At 52.2% G+C, this 24,015-nt stretch carries 17 protein-coding genes; 11 read left to right on the top strand and 6 right to left on the bottom strand.

Going from position 1 to position 24,015, the window contains the following annotated elements; genetic code table 11:
• Window positions 1-87 precede the first annotated feature (87 nt).
• From CA13_RS07640 to CA13_RS07655, 4 genes are all read right to left on the bottom strand, one after another.
• A complete protein-coding gene (locus CA13_RS07640; RefSeq protein WP_146395334.1) occupies window positions 88-1,275 on the bottom strand; it encodes a DUF819 family protein in 1,188 nt (395 codons plus the stop codon).
• 56 nt (window positions 1,276-1,331) lie between these two features.
• Window positions 1,332-2,336: an aminotransferase class I/II-fold pyridoxal phosphate-dependent enzyme gene (locus CA13_RS07645; RefSeq protein WP_146395335.1), complete on the bottom strand. Its 1,005-nt coding sequence runs from the start codon at window positions 2,334-2,336 to the stop codon at window positions 1,332-1,334.
• A 92-nt stretch (window positions 2,337-2,428) separates the two neighbouring features.
• Window positions 2,429-3,544 carry a mandelate racemase/muconate lactonizing enzyme family protein gene (locus tag CA13_RS07650; protein ID WP_146395336.1) on the bottom strand — a complete coding sequence of 372 codons (1,116 nt, stop codon included), beginning with the start codon at window positions 3,542-3,544 and terminating at the stop codon, window positions 2,429-2,431.
• 39 nt (window positions 3,545-3,583) lie between these two features.
• Window positions 3,584-6,802, bottom strand: a complete 3,219-nt coding sequence (locus tag CA13_RS07655; protein ID WP_419194058.1) for a serine hydrolase — start codon at window positions 6,800-6,802, stop codon at window positions 3,584-3,586.
• A gap of 768 nt (window positions 6,803-7,570) precedes the next feature.
• Between CA13_RS07655 and CA13_RS07660 the strand changes: the two genes are divergently transcribed.
• The 4 genes from CA13_RS07660 (at window position 7,571) to CA13_RS07675 (ending at window position 13,201) form a co-directional block, all read left to right on the top strand.
• On the top strand, window positions 7,571-7,825 hold the full coding sequence (locus CA13_RS07660; RefSeq protein ID WP_419194059.1) for a hypothetical protein: 255 nt from the start codon (window positions 7,571-7,573) through the stop codon (window positions 7,823-7,825).
• On the top strand, window positions 7,822-9,303 hold the full coding sequence (locus CA13_RS07665; RefSeq protein WP_146395339.1) for a sulfatase family protein: 1,482 nt from the start codon (window positions 7,822-7,824) through the stop codon (window positions 9,301-9,303). Before CA13_RS07660 ends, CA13_RS07665 begins: the two co-directional genes overlap by 4 nt.
• Window positions 9,304-9,449: 146 nt before the next feature.
• Window positions 9,450-10,952, top strand: coding sequence for a sulfatase-like hydrolase/transferase (locus tag CA13_RS07670; protein WP_146403510.1), 1,503 nt, complete (start codon window positions 9,450-9,452; stop codon window positions 10,950-10,952).
• On the top strand, window positions 10,949-13,201 hold the full coding sequence (locus CA13_RS07675; RefSeq protein ID WP_146395340.1) for an alpha/beta fold hydrolase: 2,253 nt from the start codon (window positions 10,949-10,951) through the stop codon (window positions 13,199-13,201). Before CA13_RS07670 ends, CA13_RS07675 begins: the two co-directional genes overlap by 4 nt.
• 105 nt (window positions 13,202-13,306) lie before the next feature.
• On the opposite strand, the gene CA13_RS07680 is transcribed toward CA13_RS07675, so the two are convergent.
• The gene (locus CA13_RS07680) at window positions 13,307-14,071 is read right to left on the bottom strand and encodes an IclR family transcriptional regulator (protein ID WP_146395341.1); all 765 of its coding nucleotides are present in this window, start codon (window positions 14,069-14,071) and stop codon (window positions 13,307-13,309) included.
• Between the two features lie 335 nt (window positions 14,072-14,406).
• On the opposite strand from CA13_RS07680, the gene CA13_RS07685 reads away from it, so the two are divergent.
• From CA13_RS07685 to CA13_RS07715, 7 genes are all read left to right on the top strand, one after another.
• Entirely contained in the window at window positions 14,407-15,081 is a 675-nt protein-coding gene (locus CA13_RS07685; protein WP_146395342.1) for a twin-arginine translocation signal domain-containing protein, read from the top strand.
• Window positions 15,082-15,172: 91 nt separating this feature from the next.
• Window positions 15,173-15,499 (top strand): hypothetical protein, encoded by a 327-nt coding sequence (locus CA13_RS07690; protein ID WP_146395343.1) that lies wholly within the window; start codon window positions 15,173-15,175, stop codon window positions 15,497-15,499.
• 28 nt (window positions 15,500-15,527) lie between these two features.
• Window positions 15,528-16,544: a dihydroxyacetone kinase subunit DhaK gene (locus CA13_RS07695; RefSeq protein ID WP_473087447.1), complete on the top strand. Its 1,017-nt coding sequence runs from the start codon at window positions 15,528-15,530 to the stop codon at window positions 16,542-16,544.
• A 142-nt stretch (window positions 16,545-16,686) separates the two neighbouring features.
• The gene (locus tag CA13_RS07700; RefSeq protein ID WP_146395344.1) at window positions 16,687-17,313 is read left to right on the top strand and encodes a dihydroxyacetone kinase subunit L; all 627 of its coding nucleotides are present in this window, start codon (window positions 16,687-16,689) and stop codon (window positions 17,311-17,313) included.
• A gap of 34 nt (window positions 17,314-17,347) precedes the next feature.
• Window positions 17,348-18,217: a 3-hydroxy-5-phosphonooxypentane-2,4-dione thiolase gene (gene lsrF / locus CA13_RS07705; RefSeq protein WP_146395345.1), complete on the top strand. Its 870-nt coding sequence runs from the start codon at window positions 17,348-17,350 to the stop codon at window positions 18,215-18,217.
• Window positions 18,218-18,335: 118 nt separating this feature from the next.
• On the top strand, window positions 18,336-21,869 hold the full coding sequence (locus CA13_RS07710) for an SUMF1/EgtB/PvdO family nonheme iron enzyme (RefSeq protein ID WP_146395346.1): 3,534 nt from the start codon (window positions 18,336-18,338) through the stop codon (window positions 21,867-21,869).
• Window positions 21,870-21,980: 111 nt separating this feature from the next.
• Window positions 21,981-23,783, top strand: a complete 1,803-nt coding sequence (locus CA13_RS07715; protein ID WP_146395347.1) for a YncE family protein — start codon at window positions 21,981-21,983, stop codon at window positions 23,781-23,783.
• 11 nt (window positions 23,784-23,794) lie between these two features.
• Here the strand turns inward: CA13_RS07715 and CA13_RS34840 are convergent, their stop codons facing one another.
• Window positions 23,795-23,926 carry a hypothetical protein gene (locus CA13_RS34840; RefSeq protein WP_419194060.1) on the bottom strand — a complete coding sequence of 44 codons (132 nt, stop codon included), beginning with the start codon at window positions 23,924-23,926 and terminating at the stop codon, window positions 23,795-23,797.
• Window positions 23,927-24,015 lie beyond the last annotated feature (89 nt).

Below are 24,015 nucleotides of genomic sequence, written 5' to 3' on the forward strand. Positions count from 1 at the left end.
GCAAAGCACACTTGAAAGTACATTGAAATGTGGAGGCCGCGATCGACGTCACCCCTTTGAATTCTCGGCCTCTCGCTTGGCATGGGTTTAGAACAAAACTCCGAGCAGGGCTCCCACGAGATATCCGGTGTAGTTACCGATCACGTAACCCCAAACGCCAATAAGCAAGGACGGCACCACCAACGCATGCCATCCTTTGGATGTGGCAATGGCGGCTCCGTTCATCGGACCACCTGACGTGACGACCGCTGCCAAAACCAACTCTTCCAGCTCAAATTTGAATAGTTTTCCAAGTGCAAACGTCGTTAAGAAATTGCCCGCTAATACGATGGCGCAAAACAGTATCATCGTAGGAGCTTCCAAAAATACGGTCTTGAGACTGGCGGGTATGCCGATCATCGTGAAAAAGATAAAGATAAAGAAAGCACCAAGCACCTCTGAGCCATTTAGTTGTTTCGCATACTTGGGAAACAGCATTGGAAAGGCAACCGCGAAGGTTGTAAGCAAAATGTATTTCTGGCCGAGAAGCGATCTCACCATAAAATGCAAGGAAGGGTTTGAACAATAGTCACTGATTTTGACCGAAAGGGTTGCAATGGCAAACGCAATCGATAACACCGAAGCGATGTCGAGCAAACTAATTTCTTGAGCTCCCCAAATACCGTTTTTCTGGTCAGAGGTTTGCGTGGTGAAGCTGATCGTTTTATCGTTCGCGGGAAAAAGCTTGCGGACAAAGACCGAAGAAGGCAGGGCGATCAGAATCAGGAAATAAATGGCCATAATACCGTTGTCGGCCACGATCGTTGCATTCACCAAATCTTCGGGGGGTTCAAAAGTGGCGACCAACGCCACGAAGTTAACGGAGCCACCAATGTAGCTCCCGGTCATGGCTGGAACGATGCGTTCAAGCGAGGGCACAAGCGAATGAAGCAAAACGACCGCAACAACACTGCCTAAGACGGTGCCCAAGGCACTGAGATGAAACGCCCAAAACATACGTCCCGTTTCTTTGACAATTCGTCGGATGTCCGTCTTCATCAACAGCAAGGGAATCGTTAATGGGATGATGTAGTCCCAGACAATATCATAGGACGGGGACTCCGTCGGCAAGAAGCCGATGTTCGATAGGATCATGCCGCCGACCATGGCAACAAGAGCGCCGGTGATTTTTTGGAACAGACTATAGTTTTGCTCCAAGTAAAGGCTGAGGGCGGATACGCCCACCAGAGACGTCCAGATTACCCAATGGTCATCAGGTGAGATGAGGCTGGTCATTCGCTTTCAGTTATCCAAGTCTAGGACCGAGCGGATGCCTCGGTCATTTCGAGTACCTATAATGCAGATTCAATCGTTTCAAGTAGTCGATCTTCCTGATCGTGTGTCGTGGAACTTGTGAGAATGAATCTAAAATGCCCACCTTGGGGCGCCCCAGGGTAATTGATATAGGGAGGGTAGACGCCATTTTCTATCAGTCGATGGCTAAGCCGTTGGTTCTTTTCCGAATCCTCAAGAGTGATTGAAAAGATGGGCGCAGCCGTCATGGGCATCGAAAATCCTATCTTCTTAAATCGTTGTTTCAGAGCCAACGTTCGCTTTTGAAGATCCGTGATAAGATGTTTGTTCTGAGCCAAATGGGACACGGATTGAAGCGCGGCTGCGGCAATCGGTAGCGCCAATCCGGTGCTTCCGACAAAGGCCAAACTGTGACGGTGGACTTTTTCAATGGTTCGACTGTTCGCTGCAACGATGCCTCCACCGACACCAAATCCTTTGCTTAACGTACCCGTTTGATAAACGATCTCGGGGCTAACGTGTTGGTCTTCCCATGTGCCTCGTCCATTTTGCCCGATAACGGCTATGGCATGGGCGTCATCCACTAGTATCTTGCCGTTGAACGCATTCAAAACGTTTGCGTACTCCATCAAAGGTGCGATTTCACCGCGCGAGGGAAACACACCGTCGGTCAAAACAAGAGGCTTCGCGTTCGGAATGAGATTCCGTGCAAGTTGCTTGGCCAGGTCCTGTGAATCCAAATGATGAAAAGAATAGGTTGGTTTAGCAAACTGCTTGGCAGCATCTGCGAGGCTGGAGTGCGATTTTTCATCAATAAAGAAGGCGTCGAAATCGTCTGCAATGGCCTGCAAAAGAATGGTGTTCGACAAATACCCACTAGGGCTGACAATCGCTCCCTGCGTTCCAAAAAAATCGGATACGGAACGTTCCAATTCGATATATAGCGAGTGATTGCCGGTCGTGGCTCTTGAGCCTGTCGCACTTAAACCGTACTTGTCCGCGGCCTCGGTCGCCGCGCGCACCACTTGGGGATCGTTGGACATTCGGTGATAGTCTATCCCGGCAAGATAGAGGAGTTTTTTGCCCTCATACCACACATGATCTCGATCTAGAAACGTCAGTTCCGGCCCCAGCACTATTTGACCTCTTCTAGTTGAGATAAATACGCGGAGTCCGGTACAGCTCCGATGCCAGGTGCATCAGGCAGTGTAATGAATCCGTTTTCGATAGTGATACCACCGGCAATGGCATCTTTCGCATGTTCAAGATGCGAATCCAAATCAAAAAACTGAAATGCCGGACTGGATACAGCAAAATGGGCTGCCGCGGTAATGCCAAGTTTGCTTTCCGACATACAACCTAACATGCAAGGAATTTCGGCCGCCTCTGCAATATGGCAAATCTTTGCTGCATTGTGGATACCTCCGGACTTCGAGAACTTCACATTGAAATACGGAGCAATGTCATGCCGAACCAAATTCAACGCATCCCAAGGCGAAAACAATGATTCATCAGCCATGATTGGGATACTTGTATGCTGACTGACAAACTTCATGCCTGACAAATCTCGAGCCCGGCATGGTTGTTCACAAAATTCAATTTTAAACGCCCCAAAGGCATCAAGGTTGGATTTTGCAGCAATTCGGTCCCATCCTTGATTGGCATCGATGCGTAATGTTGAATCGTCTCCAATCGCTTGACGAATGTTATTTAGCCGCCTGTAATCGGCATCAAAATCCAAACCTAGCTTTACTTTGATCGTTTCGAAGCCAAGCTCCCGGATTGCCAATGCTTTTTCGCCTGCTTCCTCCGGATCACAAATCCCAATGGTCATGTCGGTTTCGATTTCACGCTTGTGTCCACCAAGGTATGCATACAACGGTAGGTTTGCGATCCTGGCTGCGATATCATGCAAAGCCATATCAAACGCACTTTTGATCGTTGTGTTGTGCGGCAAGAATTGATCCATCGCGTGGATCAGCCTGGAAACTTCAAGTGGATATTCTCCGATAAGAAGTCGCTTGAATTCTTTGGCCGCGGCGATGTCGGTTGACTGTGTTTCGCCAACGAGCGCATGAAACGGGGAGGCCTCTCCCCAACCGGTGATCCCCTCATTCGTCTGAATCTCAATCAGCACGTTGTGAGCACAGTCCATGCTCATACTGGCAATTTCAAATACTGCCCTGAGCGGAATGTCGAATCGGTAAATTTTGATGTCCGTTATTTGAACGGAGTGATCCGTAGCATTCATTTTGTCTATACGTGTTCGTTTAACGGATTAGAAAAAAAATCATTTCTTTTTGACGTCAAAAACGACGACATCCACATCCCGGTCTTTGCCACTCGCGATCACATCACCACTTTTATCACACGCATAACTCTGTCCACCATAGATCATTCCTTGCCAAGGCCCGCTGGAAATCGATCCAATTGAATTGGTACCAACCACGGTGCATCCAAGCTTCTTCGCTGCTGCGCTGACGGTCGCTTTCAACGTCAGCCCATGTTGGGGCCAAGCATCCACTTTGTTGGCCCAGCCATAAGGGACCAACAGCAATGTAGGTTTCGATTCAACCATCCGCTGCACGGCAGATTGATCAAAGGTGTCGGCACAGATCAAAAGCCCTATACGTCCGAACTTCGTTTCGACGGATGTCACCACGTTACCGCGAGTGTAACTTGGGCTCATCAACTCGGTTAGAACATTGATCTTTCGGTGTTTGAGCAGAATTTGACCTTGATCATCAATCAAAATCGCTGAGTCATAAAGTTCTTCGTCCTCTTTTTCCGCCAACCCAACCGAAATGTAGACTTGGTGTTTCTTTGCGAGTTTGCATAGACAGTCCGAATCATGCCCCGGTATCGGTTTCGCCAGTTCGTGAGCAACGGGATTCACCCAACCCCGCAACGCCATTTCGGGAAAGCAAACGAGATCTGCATTTTCCTGTTTGGCTCTAATGATCGCATTCTCGACACGCACCAAATTTCCTGGAAGGTCGCTGTCCATACAGGCGATTTGACCGATTGCGACCCGGAGCGAGTGCTCCGTTGATTCCTTAACGGACAAGCTATCGACATCGACTTGGTCGGTTCGATTCAGTTGGTTAGAATTCACGAGTTGCTCAAACGTGGCATTACCAATGCGATATTTGTCGCCGTCTTTGAAATCGAAGTGCCACCATTGGCGTTCGGAAACCGTAAACCCTTGGGCTTCCATCGCTTGACGAAGCAGGTAACGACACCAGCGTTCGCGTGAGGTACCGCCGTCGTACATCGGCAACGATCGAGGCGAGAACTCGTCGTAGTCCGAAACCATTTGAATCGGCTTTCCGGTTGCCAGATCATAAAGAGTCAGGTCAACGGCACCACCACGATTGTGCGGCGAGCCGATGGCAGGATCGGCAACCGATTCCTTGAAGTTGTCGGGAACTGCGTCCCAGAGCATTTTCGTGACATGCCAAGGGCGGTAAGCATCGTGAATAACCAGCCCAAATCCCAGTTTTTTCAATCGAGCGTTGGCTCGCGTAACCGCCTGGGCCGCCGGTCGCTGCATGAAAGCACGTGCCTGTTTGTAGATGGCTACACCGCATAAATTGTTCTCGGTCGCGAATCGGATATCCAATTTGATTGTCGGATCGAGTGCAATGAGATCAACCAAATCAGCGTCGCGAAACTCACCTTGCTCCGGCGGCGGTGACGATTCAAGTGCTTCGGCGAGTCGTTCGCCGATTGGTTTAGCAGGTGTAGACTTGAACGTTTTCGAATCGATGGTGCGAACTTCTCGACGCACGAACTTGACCTCCGCCGCAATCACGTCGGTCGCATTACCGTCCGCGTCGCGCGAGAACAAGAGTCGTTCGCCGTGATACAACCCATAGTCGGGGAATTCGAAAACGTCTTCACTGACTTCCTTAAGCGGATAGTAATAGAACCATTCGATCAAGGCGAACAGTTGCTGGTTATCTTCCAAGATGTACAACGTATTGTGGTCCCAACCGTATTCGCCAATGAGACCTTTCCATTTCGCGTGAACCTTTGGCGGCGGTTCCTCCGCAACACGCTGGAACACGACGTCATCCACGAGCAAGCGGTCGTTGTTTTCGAGCTTGACTGTCGTGCCAAACCCGGTCACATCATCGGTCACGATTGTCCCGTCATTTTCAACCGCGCGTAATTGATAACGAAACGTACCACGTTGCATGAAAACATCACCGCCTAATTCAGTGATTCGCGTGAAACGATCGCCGTTTACTTCGCCGTTCACTTCATGGTATTCGCCAACCAATTTCGCAGCCTGGGCCGCAGGAATCGGAACGGTCACCCGATACGACGGAAGCGTCTTTTCCTCCTTGGCGGCGACCATTAACCGTAGTGCGTATTCAGCTAATCGCAAGACGACTCCGTTACTGGCGTCGAGCGAGGCTGCCGCTGCGACACCAAGTTTATGCTCAGGAAGTGCTTCCAATTGAGTCGAGAAGCCATAGACGGCACCACCGTGTCCGATCTTTGGTGTCCCATCAAAATCGTGAATCTTAAAACCAAGTCCGAACCCCTGTGGCTTTCCATCGATGTCTGCTTCGGGCGTGGTCATCTGCTTCAACATCTCGGGACTGATAATTTGCTTGCTTCCAACTTTTCCGTTACTGAACAAACAAACCAGAAACTTCGACAAATCGATGACGCTTGAATACAAATTCCCCGCTGGTCCGGTACCAAGCAGAAAGGTGGGTGCCTCGAATCGCCGGCCGTCATACGTATACATCCACCCGCTGGCCAACGCTGGTTCGATCGATGGAGTCACCACAAAGCTGCTACTGTTCATCGACAGCGGATCAAGGATCGTCGTGCGAACTCGATCGGGATGCGAAACTTCGAGTTGCTTTTCAAGAACCGCACCAACAACCGCAATCGCTGCATTGGAGTATTTCGTCTTCGTTTCCGGTTTGTAGACCAGTGAAGTTTGATTGAGACTTGCAACGGTCTCTGTTAAGGTCGGCTCATCGGGATCAAAGTAGTGGCCGACCGGCGACTCGCGAACCAAACCTGATCGATGCGACATCAACTGCCTCAGGGTGATCGGAATCCCGTACGAGTTGCGCGGGTGAAAATCGGGTAAATACGTCTCCACGGGCTTATCGAGGTCGAGCTGCCCTTGCTCAACCAATTGCAGCAGTGCGATATCGGTAAAGAGCTTTGATACGGAACCGACCCGATAGACGGTATCCGCGGATGCAGGCAATTTTTGCTCAGCGTCTTGAAAGCCAAACCCACTGGCCCAAACGATCTGGTCGTTATCGACCAAAGAGATCGAAAATGCCGGCAACGCTTTTTGTGTGACTTCGTGGTCAATCGCGGCCATCAACTTCGTAATCGCGTCGGCATAATCGGTCGACGGTTTCGGTCGTGGATGTATTACAGCAATCGGATTCGGATCATCGGCATATGCCTCCACCATCAACGCTTGAATCACAATGGCAAAAACGACAAACCAATTCAACATACGATTCATTCTAAGACCTCTATGATTAACGATCCCCGTCGCTGCCGGTAAGAACCACATGTAGCCGGTGGCCGAGCGACAACGTTGACCGTGCCTCGGTATCGGAATGTCTCGGTATCGGAACGATATGAACTTGTATCGAGAGACATAAAACTTTACGGAAGGGCGACTTCGTTTGACGAAGCGGTGGCAAGACAAGCCTCTATGGTAGCGCAATCCCGACAGGAAAGCGTGCGCACCTGCGCATTATGCTTGCCAAAATGCGCAGGCGCAAAACCAACCTTTTCTTGCCGGCTTGCATTAGACACACGATTCATCACCCACTTTTAGCCATCGCTTTCGCTTTGATCTCGTCAGCCGTTGAATATGTCGATTCGGAGAGTACGTTGCGCGGTCCACCTCTTTGTGCGCCGCCCAGCGTACACTATCCAGATTTGGTATTCCTCGGTATTGAACGAGCCTACGAGGTGCACCTCGTTGAAGCTCGACCGCCCCGTGCTGTATCGCCGTGGTATGATTGACTCCATTTGGCTTTGTTCGGTTGCGTCAGGAACGCCTGAGTTTCGTGCCAAAACGGTTTCCTCGCTCTTTCAATAAGATAGGTGTAACGAATCATCATCAGCGCGGCATACGTTTGAATCAGGTATTTTCCGCTTCGGACCAAGTAGGAATAGAGATCAAAAAAGCGAGGAATTAGCACGGTGCTGGCTGAAGGCCGAGACCTCGATTTCAGCGTACGTTTTGGCAACCGCCGGGGGGCACGACGCCAAAGTTGTTGTGAAGATCTACGAGGACGGCCAACTGGTGGCGTTGGCGCTGTGGATTCCGATGGAACTGGATGATTCGATGGCAACCAGCGTGGAGGAAACCGTCTGGTTCGGAACCGACACCGATGGACTTGGGCTGTGGAATGGTCGCATCGATGAATTGGCGTTGTTCGACAAGGCACTAAGCGACAAAAATATTGCTAAGATTTATCTGACTACCCGGGAAGATCTGACTGCCCGGGAAGAGACGGCAAGTCAACAATGAGACGACCACCCACGGAGTTACGACTACCAATGATGCCACGAAACATTTCGCCCTTGTTGGGCATCCTACTTCTCTTGTCGCTCGCGCAAACATCGTCTGCAGCAGAACGGCCAAACATCGTGATCATCCTTGCCGATGATCTTGGCTACGGAAGCCTGAACAGCTACGGCGCGGACGAAGGTCTCGTTCGTACGCCAAATATAGATCGCTTGGCCAATGAAGGACGACGATTCACCGACGCGAACACGCCCTCTTCGGTATGCTCGCCAACTCGATACGGATTACTCACAGGACGGTATGATTGGCGGACCGACCAAAAACACGGCGTCATTAACACAGTCGATCCACTACATATCGAAACCACGCGTCCAACGATCGCCTCGGTCCTAAAGTCTGTCGGGTATCGGACTGCCGCGATCGGCAAATGGCACCTTGGCTATGGAACAACTAGAGCGGATTTTACTAAACCGCTTACCCCTGGCCCACTCGACATCGGTTTCAACTATCACTTTGCCGTGCCGCAAAATCACGGCGATGCGTCGGGCGTTTATGTCCGCAATCGAGAAGTGGTTGGTTTACGCAGCAATCAGGTTGTACCGGTTGGTAAATCACCGTACGGCCGTGACTACCTTGGTATCGATGCACCCCAACGAGTGGACGAAAACGTAATGGACACCTTGACCACGGATGCCATTGGATGGCTCGAAGAACAACCCGATGAGGCCCCGTTTTTTCTGTACTTCGCGCCGGTCGCAATCCATTTTCCGTACACACCATCGGACCGGACCAAAGGCACCAGTGGGACCGGTTTGTACGGCGATTGGATTCACGAACTTGACGTGTCCGTCGGCCGCATTCTTGACACGCTTGATCGCCTGCAAGTGACCGACGAGACACTCATCATCTTCACCAGCGATAACGGCGGAGTGCTGACGACCGAAGGAATACGACCAGAAGCGGAAGCGTATCGAGCGGGATTACGATGCAATGGAGATTGGCGAGGCCGCAAGCATAGTATTTACCAGGGTGGTTTCCGAGTTCCCTTCCTCGTCCGTTGGCCTGGGCACGTTCCGTCCGAGTCGGTGTGCGACGAGACCATCAATCTCGTTGACATGTTTGCAACAGTCGCCGCCGTGATTGACCATCCGACGGGTTCCGATAAAGAAGTCGCCGAGGACAGTGCCAATGTGCTGCCAGCGATGTTGGGAGCATCTCCCAAGAAGCCACTTCGGTCTTCAATGATCGTTCACAGCCCCAACGGCAACTATGCGATTCGTCGCGGACCATGGAAGTACATCGAAGGAAAACCAAGCCCCAATCTGAAGAAAGTGCCCCGTCGAGATGAACTTGGTGCCCAACTCTACAACCTTCAAGATGACCCTAGCGAACAGCACAACATTCTAATGGAACATCCCGAGATCACAAAAAGCTTGGCGGCGCTGCTAGACAAACATCGAACCAGCGGGCGATCGAACTAAACTTCGGTGAGAGAGGAAAGGACATGAGAAAGGATCGATGGATGACCATGATGTATTGGCGAAATTGTGCCGGCCGATGGATTGACTGCGGCGGATTGACGCGATTGTTTGCTTGCGTATTTTCGGCTTGTTTCGCAGTTGCCCCCATGGCGAGGGCAGATGAACCGTCGGCTTCTAACCGTCCGCCCAACATCGTGATGCTGTTGATCGACGACTGGGCATGGAACGGAACGCCAGTGGCCATGGACGAAGCCATGGAAAATTCACGCATGCCCGTTTTACAGATGCCGAATGTTGAGCGACTGGCACGAGAGGGTATGAGGTTCCGCAATGCCTACGCGTCACCTCAATGTTCGCCGTCGCGTGTTTGTTTGCAGACAGGGCAATCTTCGCCTCGCAACGGCTTCACGGTTTATATGAACGATGGAAGGCAGCAGTACTACAACGAGAAACAGTTCAAGGGCTTTCCGGTTGTCTCTTGTGTCTCGGATATGACGATCGACGATGACGCAGTCACCATCCCCGAAGCACTAAAGCCTCTTGGCTATGTCAGCGCCCATATTGGCAAGTGGCACATGCGTGGCGACCCTGGAAACGAAGGCTACGTGCTGCACGATGGCGACACCAATAACACTCCGGGCAACACGTTGCCCGCAGAGGCGAACCAGCGACTGCCAAGCGATTTGACCGATCCCAAGCGGATGTTTAGTGTCACCGCGAAGGCGATCGGTTTTATGGAAGACCAGACCAAGGCCGGTAACCCCTTCTATCTTCAGATCTCTCACTACGCCATGCACGAGGGCCGCGAATGTTTGCCGGCGACACGCAAAAAGTACGCTCGCCACCCAGCCGTGCAGGCGTATTACGAAAAAATTGGCAAGACTTCGGAGACAGTAAAACGCAAACAAGATCCCGCGATCTGGTTGGGAATGGGAGAGGATTTGGACGGGCGGATCGGCGCGGTGCTCGATCGCATCAAAGAACTGGGAATCGAAGACAATACTTATGTGATCATGGTGTCCGACAACGGCTACCGACACCGCTTTCTGCCCGGCCTCCCACAGCCGCACCACGCTGCTAAATGGTGGGTGTGGCAGGGCGGGATTCGTGTTCCCATGATTGTAAAAGGACCGAGGATCAAGCCGGGCTCTGCGTTTCACAAAAACGTCGTCAACTACGACTTCTTGCCAACCTTTGTGGATTGGGCAGGCGGCGACCCCAAAGCTCTCAAAGATATCGATGGCGTCAGTCTCGCAGATTACATGGCGGGCAAAAAACCAGACAACGCCTTTCGAAACCGGATGCTTTACTTTCACTATCCGCACTACCGCACAACCATGCCGCATTCGGCAGTGGTGTCCGGAGAACGCAAACTATTGCATTTCTACGAGCGCCCTGAGATTCCCATGCTGTTTGACCTGTCGAAGGATATGGGTGAAGTTCACAACATCGCCGATAAGCACCCCATCGAACACAAGAACCTATACGATGAAATGATAAGCTACTTCGAAAAAGTCGGCGCTCGCATCCCAAAACGGAATCCGGATTATGAACCCGACATCTACAAGAATGCCAAAGAATACGAGACACGCATGACTTGGGGGCCATTCAAAGGCCAAAGGGCACTCGACGAGGACGAGGATGGATGATGAAAACTCTAGCAACCTATCTTTTTTGCGCGTTGGGCATCGCATCGACCGCAATCTGCCAAGCGGCTCCCAATTCCCCCAACATCGTGTTCATTTTTGTCGACGATCAGGGCTACTACGATCTTGGTTGCTATGGTGCCACCGAGGTCCGAACGCCGCGGATCGACGCGATGGCAGAGGCGGGAACGCGGTTTACGGATTACTATGCCGCAGCTCCGATTTGCAGCCCCTCACGCGCGGGTTTGTTGACCGGCTGTTATCCGCGCCGAGTCGGTAACCATATTTGGGTGCATCGCGCCGATTCACAAACAGGCATTCATTCGGACGAACTGACATTGGCCGAACTTTTCAAGCAGAACGGCTACGCTACCGCATGCATCGGCAAATGGCACCTCGGATTTCATGAGCCCTTTCTGCCGCGCAACCAGGGATTTGATCACTATTTCGGGCTGCTGCACAACCTTGACCCAGTGGAGGTCGTCTATTTCGAAGACAAAGGAGGCGTGCCGCTGATGCGAAATGGCGAAGTCGTAAAACGTCCCGCTGATCCTTCGGAACTAACGAAGCTCTACACCGACGAGGCGATCGAATTCATCGAGAAGAACAAAGACGGGCCGTTCTTTGTCTATCTACCGCATACCATGCTCCACAATCCGCTAGGAGTGAGCGAAGAATTCAGGGACAGCTCCGACTGGGGTGAATACGGCGACGCGATCCAGGAACTGGACCACAACGTTGGCCGCGTCTTCGATACGCTCGGCAAGTTAGGCATCGACGACAACACGATCGTCATCTACGCATCCGACAACGGTCGCGGCCCAGGACGCACACCGTCACAGAAAATTCGTGGGCGCAAGCTTTCCACTTACGAGGGTGGCATCCGTGTACCCGCGATTGCTTGGGGGCCGGGCATGGGACTGCAGGCGGGGAAAGAATCGTCGGCGGTCGTGCGAGCGATGGACTGGTACCCGACGCTGGCCACATTCGCGGGGATCAAGGTTCCCGAAGACCACATCATCGACGGACGCGACATCAGTCCGTTGCTCCGAGGCGAAACCGTCATCGTACCGCCTCCGGGAAAAAAGGCTTCACTCAACGCGTCGGTTCCGCTTCGACGGCGATGGAATCCACCCGCTGAATGGGCACCGATTATCAATCGCAACGAGTACAACGACGCCTTCTTTTATCACGGCAGCCAAGGAGCATTGGCCGCCGTGCGATGGCGCAATTGGAAACTCTATTTGAATCCAAGTCTTGAACTGTATAACCTTGCCCAAGACCCCGGCGAGTCCACGCTAGCACGCAATCAAGACATCACGCGCAAGCTGCGCGGCATGGCAATTCTCTTTCAGGAAGAAATGCAACTCGACGCTCGTCCGGCAGGGCAAGCCCCACCTCAACCTCGCGCAGACGGCCGAACTGAAATTCCCCAGTCGACACTGGATCGTTTGGATGCGAGGCTTGGCGTGACGTATGCTCGCTATGGCGATCGCACCTTGGAAATGGACATCTTCCGGCCCAAGGGAACATGGGGAGAGTTGCCCGCAGTTGTCTGCATTCACGGCGGAGGTTGGGCAAACGGCAATCGGGACAACCACGGAATCGTCGCTCAAGGGTTGGCGGAGCGAGGCTATGTCGCGGCAACGATTTCTTATCGCTTGAGCGGCGAAGCACCCTTTCCCGCAGCAATCCAGGATTGTAAAGCGGCGGTTCGGTTTCTTCGAGCAAATGCAAAAGAGTATGGTATCGACGCAGAGAACATCGGTGCGATCGGACTATCCGCGGGCGGTCACTTGACGGCGTTACTTGCAACCTCAGCCGGAGACAAAGAACTTGAAGGCGAAGGTGGAAACGCAAATTTCAGCAGTGCGATTCAGGCCGCCGTCCCGATGGGGGCACAGACCGACTTGCTGTCACAGCGCACGCGGGAAATTTCCGCAATGGAGGATCGCGGTAAAAATTGGCGTCAATTCCTCGGCGGATCACAGGCGAACCAACCGGCTGACTATCGCCTCGCCTCTCCGCTATCTCATCTCGACAACGATGACCCACCTTGCCTTTTCATCACTGGCGAAACGGACGATCCGAGTACGCATGCCGATAACTTTCGACAGCAAATGAAGAAGTTGGGAATCGATGCGAATCTGACCATCATCAAAGACGCACCCCACCCGTTTCTTGGCAAACAAGTCTGGTTTGCCCAGATGCTTGAAACGGCCGACACATTTTTCGAAAGCACGTTGAAATAGCAACGTAACCAATCAACAGCAGAGCGAATCAATACTCCGAACCGCAGCAAATTCAGCCGGCTGCATCGTCCCATCAGTCCGCAATCTAACGCCTCGAGACGATTTTCATATCAGGCGTTCTGAAATTCGGTCGGCGTACGATCGCATCGTCCGGCCGAGGTTGGGGAAAGCTTCGTTGGGAACGCGATCCGCGGGACCCGTGATCCAAATGGCAGCAACGGGCCGCTTGTGTCGACTAAAAATGGGGGCGCTCACACAATGAATGCCATGCAACTGTTCGCCACGATCCAAGCCGAAGCCACATTCGCGGATCCCGCGAAGTTCATCCATCAAAGCTCGCTTGCTTGTTATTGTTTGTTCGTTATAGCGGACAAAGCGATAGCCTTTGATAGTCTTTTCTATTTCTCGTTCTGGCAGAAATGCCAACATCGCTTTTCCTGGTGCTGAAACGTGCAACGACAACCGTACACCAAGGTCGATGGAAAACTTAAAGGGGTGGGATCCAAGGACCTGTTCCATAACCACAAACTCGCCTTCGACAAGCGTGCCGATTAGCACCGTCTCTTGAACCTCATCGCGGCATTCCTGCATTACATCAATCGCCGTGGGAACGAGGGGTTTGTCGGCCAAGCTCATCTGCCCCATGATCAACAGTTTGCGACTAAGTGAAAAGCGCTTGGCGCTGGCGTCCCGATTGAGATACCCGCGAGCCAACAACGTGTTGGTGATTCGAAAGACACTGTTCTTGGGCACATCCAACGCCGCAGTCAGTTCAGCAAGCGTCAATCCATCGGGATAATCGAGCAGGTGTTCCATGATCACCAGCGCGCGTTCGAGGTTTGGAACCTGGTATCGAGAGTCGCCTTGCATAAATTTCTCAGTTTTTTTTAAGTGCCCGGCGTCTTCCAATCAAAACGACTGACGCATTCTATATATAAAACGCTCTTCCGAAAACACTCGGAAGTCACGAGTAAATGATTTTCACAGCATGAGCGCAAATCAGAACCACAGGTAATACGTGACATCTTTTCAAATGTCTCGTCAGGATCCCCCGCCCGTTTCTCGTCAACGAACAGCTTGATTACGAACACCGGAATGTGTATATATAGCACAACGTTCCATATTGCAAACAGCCTTCAACGCCGTTGCTGTTTTTAGCAAGTGTCTCTCCCGATCCAACCAAGCCTGAAAGAGCGAGCCAAACGATGAGCGAACAGAACTCCGTCACCCGACGATCCTTACTTAAAACATCGAGTGTTGTGGCAGGTTCGCTAGCTGCGGGCGCTTGGGCTACTGCCGGTGAACCAATGAAATACACACGCAATGACTTTTACACCAACGACGTCTTCAACAAAGAAAAGGCGTTCGCGGCCTACTATGAAATGATGGATCGCTTTGGCTATCCGATCTCACCGATCTTACGGACGGATCAGTTTTGGACCAGCGATTTTGCTCAAAACGACTTTCTAAACGTCGGCATGGGAGGGGTCTTCTGGGTTAACAACACCGAGCACATGTACTTTGCTCATGAGATCTTTTTGCTGCCCGGGCAGATGATTGTCGAACATTGTCACCGGCCCGTGCCCGAGGGGCCTGCCAAGATGGAATCATGGCATGTTCGTCACGGCATGGTCTATACCTTCGGCGACGATGAGCCAACCAAGGATTTGCCGATCGAGCTTCCCCAGAGCCAGTTGAAGGCGGGCGGCATCACTGCTTTGAACTGTACACAATTGAAAGCAGGCGAAATGGGATCGCTCAATCGCGTCGAGGCTCGGCACTTTATGATCGCTGGGCCAGAAGGAGCGATCGTTTCGGAGTATGCATCGCCACATTACGGCGATGCGCTGGAGTTCACCAACAAGTCGGTCGTCTTTTAAAACACATCGTCTTTTAAAACACCTCGTCTTTTAAAACACCTCGTCTTTTAAAACACCTCGTCTTTTAAAACACCTCGTACGGAGATGAATTGTGCGAACATTGCACCATATTGGTATCCCAACGGATCACGTCATCGAAGGGATGACTCACTTGGCAGAGGCGGGGTTGTACGTTACCGATCCCCAACAAAGTCCGAATCGCATTGAATGGCTTCATTTTGAAGAGCATTGCGGCATGCCGGAAATACTCAAAACGATGCCACACATTGCGTATCAAGTGGACGACTTGGCTGCAGAACTAAAGGACGCCGAAGTGCTGCTTGAGCCCTTCACTCCAATGGAAGGCATCACCGTGGCGTTTGTGATCGAGGAAGGCGCACCGATCGAGGTTCTGCAAATAGCAGAATCGACCAACTAACCCGTAGGCAGGCAATAGAGAGCGAACCATGACCACACAGAAATTAACGATGAAGAAGTTTCTTAACGATCCAAATGACATTGCTGCCGAATTGCTTGAAGGCTACACATTGGCGTACGCCAACAAAGTTAGCTTGATGTCGGAAAAGATCGTTGTTCGGGCCAATCCAAAGCCGGAAGACAAGGTTGCTTTGGTTACGCTTGGTGGCGCGGGGCACGAGCCGGCGCTGAGCGGTTTTGTCGGCGAAGGGATGCTGGATGCCAGCGTTGTCGGCGATATCTTTGCCGCACCGGGAGCCCCAAAGTTGCTCGAAGCACTACGGGCTTTTAATCGAGACGCCGGTGTTTTACTGGTTGTCTTGAACCACGCCGGTGACGTCATGAGCGCAAACATGGCGATGGAATTGGCCAAGCGAGAAGGACTCAACGTCCGCATGCTGTTGACGCATGAGGACATCAGCGCCGGGTTGGACACACCGGACGAAGACCGACGCGGATTGGCGGGTTGCGTCCCACTTTACAAAGTCGCAGGCGCGGCTGCCGAAGCGGGTAAGTCGCTTGATGAGGTCATTGAAATCGCTGAGCGATTCAACAAACAAATGGCGACGCTAGCGGTTGCAATGACCGGCGCAACGCATCCGCAAAACGGTCAAGCCATTTCCGAACTGCCCGACGATGAAATGGAAATCGGCATGGGCCAACATGGCGAGGCGGGCGGCGGACGCACGAAGATTCTTTCGGCAGACGAAACGGCTGAGAAAATGATCGAGCCGCTTGTTCAGTCCGTCGATGCAAAGTCTGGCGACCAAACGATGTTGATCATCAATGGTGTCGGAGCCACAACGCTGATGGAAATGAACCTGGTGTTCCGCAAGGCTTACCGATTGTTGGAAGCGAAGGGCATTGACGTGGTCTCGGGCATGATTGACGAGATTCTTACGGTGCAAGAGATGGCCGGGTTCCAAATGATTTTGTGCAAACTGGATGCGGATCATATTCCGCTGATGAAAGCTCCTTGCGACACGCCGTACTGGACGGTGCGTTAGGACAAGAGCTGTATTCACATTCCCTCGAGCGGAGTGGGCTTCGTTGGGCCGGATCGGTTTTCTGCCCCGCCAGACGCCCGCGAACTCGAGCCTCCTGCGATTGGGAGGGTGTTGAAATTCTTTTACGCATAGGAGTTAATTGATGGACTCATTGGATTGCCGCCGATTTGGGCAGATGACTGCCACGGCGTTAGCAACATTAAAAGCGCGAGCGGATGAGCTTTCGGGCTTGGACGCCGAAACGGGTGATGGCGACCATGGCACGGCGATCGTCACTGCGATGACCGCGATTGATCGCGTCGCTCAGCAAGGAACCGACTTGAAGCAAGCCCTTGGCGACATGGGCTTTGCTGCAATGACGGAAGCATGTGGATCGACCAGCACGTTGATCGGCGCGCTCTTTTTAGGGATGAGCGATGGCGTGCAGGGCGATGCCTTGAACGCAGCGGATACGGCCGCAATGTTCTCTGCCGGACTAAAGAAAGTCAAAGAGCAAACCAAGGCTGCGATCGGCGACAAAACGATGATGGACGCGTTGCAGCCAGCCGTCGAAGCGATGGAGGCCAATACCGACCAGGACATCCCAACCATGCTGCAAGCGGCTGCGGATGCTGCCGCGACGGGAGCTGAAAAAACCAAACAGATGGTCGCTAAGTTTGGACGCGCTCGCAATCTTGGCGAACGAGTGATCGGACATTTGGATGCAGGAGCGGTTTCAACAGCCTGTATTTTTGAAGCATTTGCACGCGGCTTTACCGCATCAGCTTAACACGAAACCAATTTAATACGAAAAAGGAAAAACGATGCCAGAGGCTACCGGCAACATTGAAGCGGATGATTATGGAATCGACGTCCCTGTGAAGAAAGAGGCATTCTTTCTCAAAGGGCTCGATCATGCGGACTGGGGGATCAAGGATCGCATGAGTCGCATCTTTGACTCCCGCAGCGGAAACACCGTGATGTTGGCTTTTGATCACGGCTACATCATGGGACCAACGTCGGGTTTGGAACGAATTGACCTGGGGATTTTGCCACTTGTCGAGTACGCGGATTGCTTGATGTGCAGTCGCGGTGTTTTGCGAAGCTGTATTCCACCGCAAGTGAACAAGCCGATTTCGCTTCGTTTTTCAGCGGGCACGACTGTGCTGAACGAGTTGAATGATGAGTGCATTCTCGGCATCGACGATGCGATTCGAATGAATGCATCCGCGTTGGCAATCATGGTCTCGATTGGTGGAAAATACGAAGGCAAGACGATCGAAAATTTGGTCCGAACCGCCGACTTGGGAAATCGATACGGTATCCCCACCCTTGGCGTGACCGCGGTTGGGAAAGAGCTGACACGCGATGCCCGTTACCTAGGAATGGCCTCACGCGTATGTGCGGAAAACGGTGCGACTTTCGTCAAAACCTATTACTGTGAAAAAGACTTCGAAAAGGTCACCGCGGCGTGCCCGGTGCCAATTGTGATTGCAGGTGGTAAGAAATTGGAAGAGCATGATGCATTGAAGCTAGCTTACCGTGCAATTAGCGAGGGAGCCGCTGGTGTTGATATGGGACGTAATGTCTTCCAATCTGAAAACCCAATTAGTATGATCAAGGCTGTCCGTGGCGTCGTTCATGATGGGATGACACCTGACCAGGCCTTTGAACTCTATCGTGACCTATCCTAAGTTCACGCAAACGCTGTTTCGTGCGGAACGGCTAAAAAAAAGAATTTTCGCTCTCGCTTGCGGGAGCGAGATAGAAGAGACCTCGTGATGTTTGACCACTAGGCGAAGGAATTTAAGAATGCATGCGCGTAAGCTGTTGGTTCTCACCGTTCTGTTGATGTTGAGTTCGTCCCTACGAGCTCAGACTTGCCACTTCGGTGACGTCTATGTGGGGGACCAATCCCAAGTGAAGGATTGGACCGGCAGCATTGAAGAAGCCAGAGCAAATCCAGATGTTTGGCGACAAGACGACCGTGTGCAAATCAGCCGTAAATACAGCGCAACGCTGAGGAATGGCGACCTATATCTGATCGGTGATCTGGTTGCGGACCAGGATTATGTGCAAGGCTTGAATGTGAGCGGGCCAGTAAAACTTCGCCTCAACGGTGAAGTACTTCAACCAGTCCAAACCACGTTCTATTCACTCTCTCTGCGTCGCGGAAGCAACGTCTTCGAGTTGCAAGTCATCAACAAAGCCAAGGGCGACAAAAAGAAAGGGAACCGTACGGATTTCTTCCTGACTCCTGCGGACCTTAACTATGTGTTTACGCCCGTAGGGAAAAAAATCGAATACGCTCGCCGGGCGATCGAATTTCTAGGCAAACAATACTCGACGTATCCCGCATCGAAGTATCTAAGGCAGCTTGCCAAGTTGGAATCCAACAACGCCTCCGATGACGATGTCGAAGCGTTTCGCTACGAAGCTTTGGTGATCAATAATCCGGAGGTCAACTTCGAAAAAATCTTGTTCCGAGCCAGCAAAAATGGCGGAATGCCAGCGAATTGGCAGGGCAATGCCAATTACCTTCGCAGCAGAGGACAAGAAAGGCAGCCGAATTTCGAAGATGAATTACGCATCCTGGATCTAAAGAGCAAGTCTTCCGAAACGGTCTATCAACCGAAGGACAAACGCGAATGCTTGATGGATTTAAACCTGCATTATGACGCTGACAAACTGCTGTTCACGGGAATTGACACGGAAAGCAATACGCAACAGATCTACGAGATAAACCTTGACGGGTCCGGCAAGCGAAAGATCACCCCAACGTTGGCGGAAGTTGATCATTACAGCGCTACCTACTTGCCCAACGACAAGCTGTTGTTCTGTTCCACAACACCACTGAACGCTGTCCCCTGCGTTAGCGGCAACGACTATGTCGGCAACTTGTATGAAATCAATCCGGACGGATCGGGAATGCGTCAAATTACTTTTGACCAAGAAAATGATTGGTACCCGTGGGTCATGGAGAACGGGCGTGTGATGTTTTGTCGCTGGGAATACACGGACAATGCACACTACTTCACCCGCATTCTGATGCAGATGAACCCGGACGGCACGAACCTGCGGAGCATCTATGGGTCCAACTCTTTCTGGCCGAACACGATGTTTTATGCCAAACAGATTCCTGGGAAGACGTCACAATTTGCCGCGATCTGTTCGGGCCACCATGGTGTTTCTCGTGCTGGTGAGTTGATTGTCTTTGATACTGCAAAAGGCGAGTTCGAAGCGGACGGCGTGGTCCAACGGATCCCTGGTTACGGAAAGAAAGTCGAACCGGTCATCATTGACCAATACATGAAAGACAAGTGGCCACGTTTTCTGCATCCGTATCCTTTGAGCGAAAACTATTTCCTGGTTTCCGGTCAATTGAATCCCTCGGAGCGATGGTCGCTTTACCTCGTGGACCGGTTTGACAACATGATCAAGTTGGCAAGCGATCGAAAGTATTTGTTCGAGCCTGTTCCGCTTAAGAAGCGTGAGCGACCGCCGATGATTCCGGATCGCCGCGACTTTGAAGCAGAAGATGCCACCCTATTCATTCAAGACATCTATGCTGGGCCGGGTTTGAAGGACGTTCCGCGTGGTTCAGTCAAGTCGTTGCGATTGTTTACCTATGGTTATGCATATCGTTTGCACGGTGGGCATGCGACGCTTGCTGTCGAAGGCGGTTGGGACACGAAACGCATCCTCGGGACCGTCCCCGTCGAGGAAGATGGATCGGTGATGATGTCGGTGCCTCACAGTCTGCCGATCTCGATTCAGCCGCTCGACGAAAACGGGCGCGCGTTGCAGATCATGCGAAGCTGGTTAGCGGCGATGCCGGGCGAAAGACTGTCATGCGTCGGTTGCCACGAATCGACTCGCACTCCTCCGCCAGAACGCATGGCGCTGGCTGCTCGAAAAATGCCACAGAAACTCACCCCATGGTCGGACATCGATCGACCTTATGGTTTCGGCTTCCAGCGTGAAGTGCAACCGGTTCTCGATCGCAACTGCGTGGGTTGCCACGACGGGACCGAAAGCGATCGACCGAATTTCAAAGATAACTCTCCCGGACATGGAGGTTTTGCTAACTCTTATCACGCGTTGCACCCCTATGTACGGCGACCGGGCCCCGAAAGCGACATGCACTTGCTGCGACCAATGGAATACCATGCGTCGACAAGTGAGTTGATCCAAATGCTGGAAAAGGGTCACCATGGCGTGGAGATAGATGAAGACGGTTGGAACCGACTGGTCACTTGGATTGATTTAAACGTTCCGTATTATGCAACGTGGATGCAACAAAAAGACAACAGCGAAGAGACGAAGGAGCAAGCCGACAGAACGCTCTTGATGAAAAACACCTATGCCTGTATCGATGACGATATCGAGTGGATGCCTGAGAGTCCGATCGAGCGTCCGGAGTTCGTAAAACCGACCAAAGTGAAGATTGAACACGAACCGGTGCAGTTACAGGGTTGGCCGTTGAGCGAAAAGGCGATTCGCGAGATGTCCACGCAGACACACGATCTGAAGATCAACGGTCAATCGATCACCATGGCCAAGATTCCTGCGGGACGTTTTGTCATGGGTTCGGTATCCGGTGCAGCGGACGAAGCACCACAGAGCGTTGTCGATATTGAGAAACCGTTCTGGATGTCAGTCAAGGAAATCACGAACGAACAATACAACGGCTTTGATCCAACGCACGATAGCGGCGCGATTGACCAACAGTGGAAAGACCATATTTACGCGGGATATCCCGCCAACAAACCGGAAATGCCAGCGATCCGCATTAGTTGGCAAGAAGCGATGGCTTACTGCGAGTGGGCCTCGAAGAAGACCGGCCAAAACATTTCGCTTCCCACCGAGGCGCAATGGGAGTGGGCCGCACGAGCTGGTAGCGACCAGCCTTTCTACTTTGGCGACGCAGGTTTTGAGAAGCACGCCAACCTAGCTGATCAATCAATTGGATTGTTGGCCGTGAAGGGCGTTGATCCTCAGCCGATCCCGGTAAGCCAGCGGTCCCCGACAACGGACTTTGTGCCGCGTGACACGAGCATTGACGACAAGATACTGACACCGTCGGGAACCGGCCAATTCACGCCCAACCCGTGGGGGCTTTTTGATATGCATGGCAACGTGGCCGAATGGACACTTTCCGACTACAATGATTATCCTTACCTAGCCGATGACGGTCGCAACGCCCTGAATCTGCAAGCGAGAAAAGTCGCTCGCGGTGGTTCGTGGTATGATCGGCCTCATCGGGCTACCGCCTCCTACCGCCTACCGTATCAGTCCCACCAAAAGGTATTCAATGTTGGCTTCCGCATCATCGTAAAACCATGATGCGAGCATGAACTGATGGAGCACAGACTTATAGCTTGCCTATTAATCATTAATGGCTGTGCTCCGACAGCCGTGCCAACAAGATGCCGCTATCGAGGTTAGTCCGTAAACATGAAAGAAGCGATCCGCACCTTGTTGGCCGTCTGTTTGACAATGTCAACCAGCTTGGCCCAGGACTATTTGTCGCCAAGCGATATGTTACTTTCCAAGGATCGAAGCTCGCTCTATGTCCTGGCTTCCACTGGCAAGCAACTGATCAACGTTGATTTGAAAGAACAAACGGTCACTGGTTCGCTGGAATTGCCAGGCCAACCGACCGACATGGTCATGTCGAGTGACGGTGAGACACTGTATATCGCTGGCGGTGGCCCCGAAGGACGCATTTGGAAGATCGTCGCAGGCAAGCAATGCGGAGAACTCAAAACAGGCCACACGCCGATGTCGCCGGTTTTGTCGCCTGACGAAAAGTGGCTCTACGTTTGCAACCGGTTTGATAACGAAGTTTCGATCATTGACCTGACCAGTGGCGAGACGACCGCTCGCGTTCCCGTTTTGCGAGAACCCGTTGCGGCCGATATCACACCCGATGGAAAGCTGCTGTTTGTTGCCAACCACATCCCCGATGGTCGGGCCGACATCGAATACGTTGCCTCAAAGATTTCCGTGATCAACACCGAAACGCAGTCGGTCAAAACACTCCCCTTGGTCAACGGCGCCGAAGGAATTCGAGGGCTCGAAGTTTCTCCGGACGGGAAGAAAGTTTTCGCAACGCATCTGATGGCGAGATTTCTTGTCCCAACGACACAGCTTGAACGTGGATGGGTCTCTACCAACGCACTGAGCGTCATCGACATCGCAACCGAAACGCTCGAATACACTGTACTGCTTGATGACATTGATCAAGGATTCTCCAATCCCTGGGCGATCGGGTTCTCCGAAGACGGAAAAACTTTGGTTGTCTCATCAGCCGGAAACCAGGAACTTTCGCTGATCGACCTGCCTGCGCTGAGGTCCAAAATCGATTTATATGCTTCCAAGGCAGAAGGGGAAGCGCACTTGTATGCGCACAATGACCTGTCGTTCCTTTCCGGCCTTCGAAAACGAGTCAAGCTCAAGGGCGTTGGCCCCCGATCGCTCGTGGTTGACGGCGACGTCGTCTACGTTGGGAACTATTTTTCGGATGCATTGGAGATTGTCCAATTCGATTCGAATTGGCGGACGGAAAGCAAAACGGTGCAACTAGGGGAAACACTCCCGATTACACAAGAGCGTCTCGGGGAGATGTATTTCAACGACGCCGCACTCTGTTTTCAAAATTGGCTAAGCTGTGCCACTTGTCATCCCGACGCGCGAACCGACGCATTGAACTGGGATTTGATGAATGATGGAATCGGAAATCCCAAAAACGTTAAATCGATGCTATACGCCCATCGAACTCCACGAGCAATGTGGTTGGGAGTACGAGCGGATGCAGAGACAGCAGTTCGAGCCGGGATACGGCACATTCAGTTCGCCGTCCGCCCGGAAGAGGACGCCGAAGCCATCGATGCCTACCTAAAGAACCTCGAACCGGTTCCCAGCCCGCACCTGGTCGACGGAAAACTCAGCGACTCTGCTCTTCGTGGAGAAAAACTTTTTGAACAAGTCGGCTGTGCGCATTGCCACCCAGCACCGCTGTTCACAAGCTCTCAAATGTGCGACGTCGGTTTCACGAGTGGCCAAGACGAAGGTCAGCCGGTTGACGTGCCACATTTGATTGAAGCATGGCGAACGGGCCCCTACCTACACGACGGACGAGCCGCGACAATGAAGGATGTTGTCACCACCTTTGAACATGGAAACGGCCACGGTAAATTGTCCGACCTCACCGACGATCAGATCAATGACCTGGTGGAATACGTACTGTCGCTATAAAGGGTTGGTTTCTATTTGAGTGACTCGTCGATGAGCTCGGCGGGATGCGCGGACTCGGCATCCTGCCCGCCAACGAAAAACGGCATCCAAATGACTACCGTTTCAATGTCGCTGCGTTCCAGTGCAAGAGGTAGGTTACTCATAGAAGAGGACTGACCCCATTTGATTGACTCTGACCCATTTGATTGACTCCAGGCGTGAACGGTTGTCGAAACTTCACGGAGGCGACATG

The organism is Novipirellula herctigrandis, assembly GCA_007859835.1.
In the GTDB taxonomy this organism is placed as follows: Bacteria; Planctomycetota; Planctomycetia; order Pirellulales; family Pirellulaceae; genus Novipirellula_A; species Novipirellula_A herctigrandis.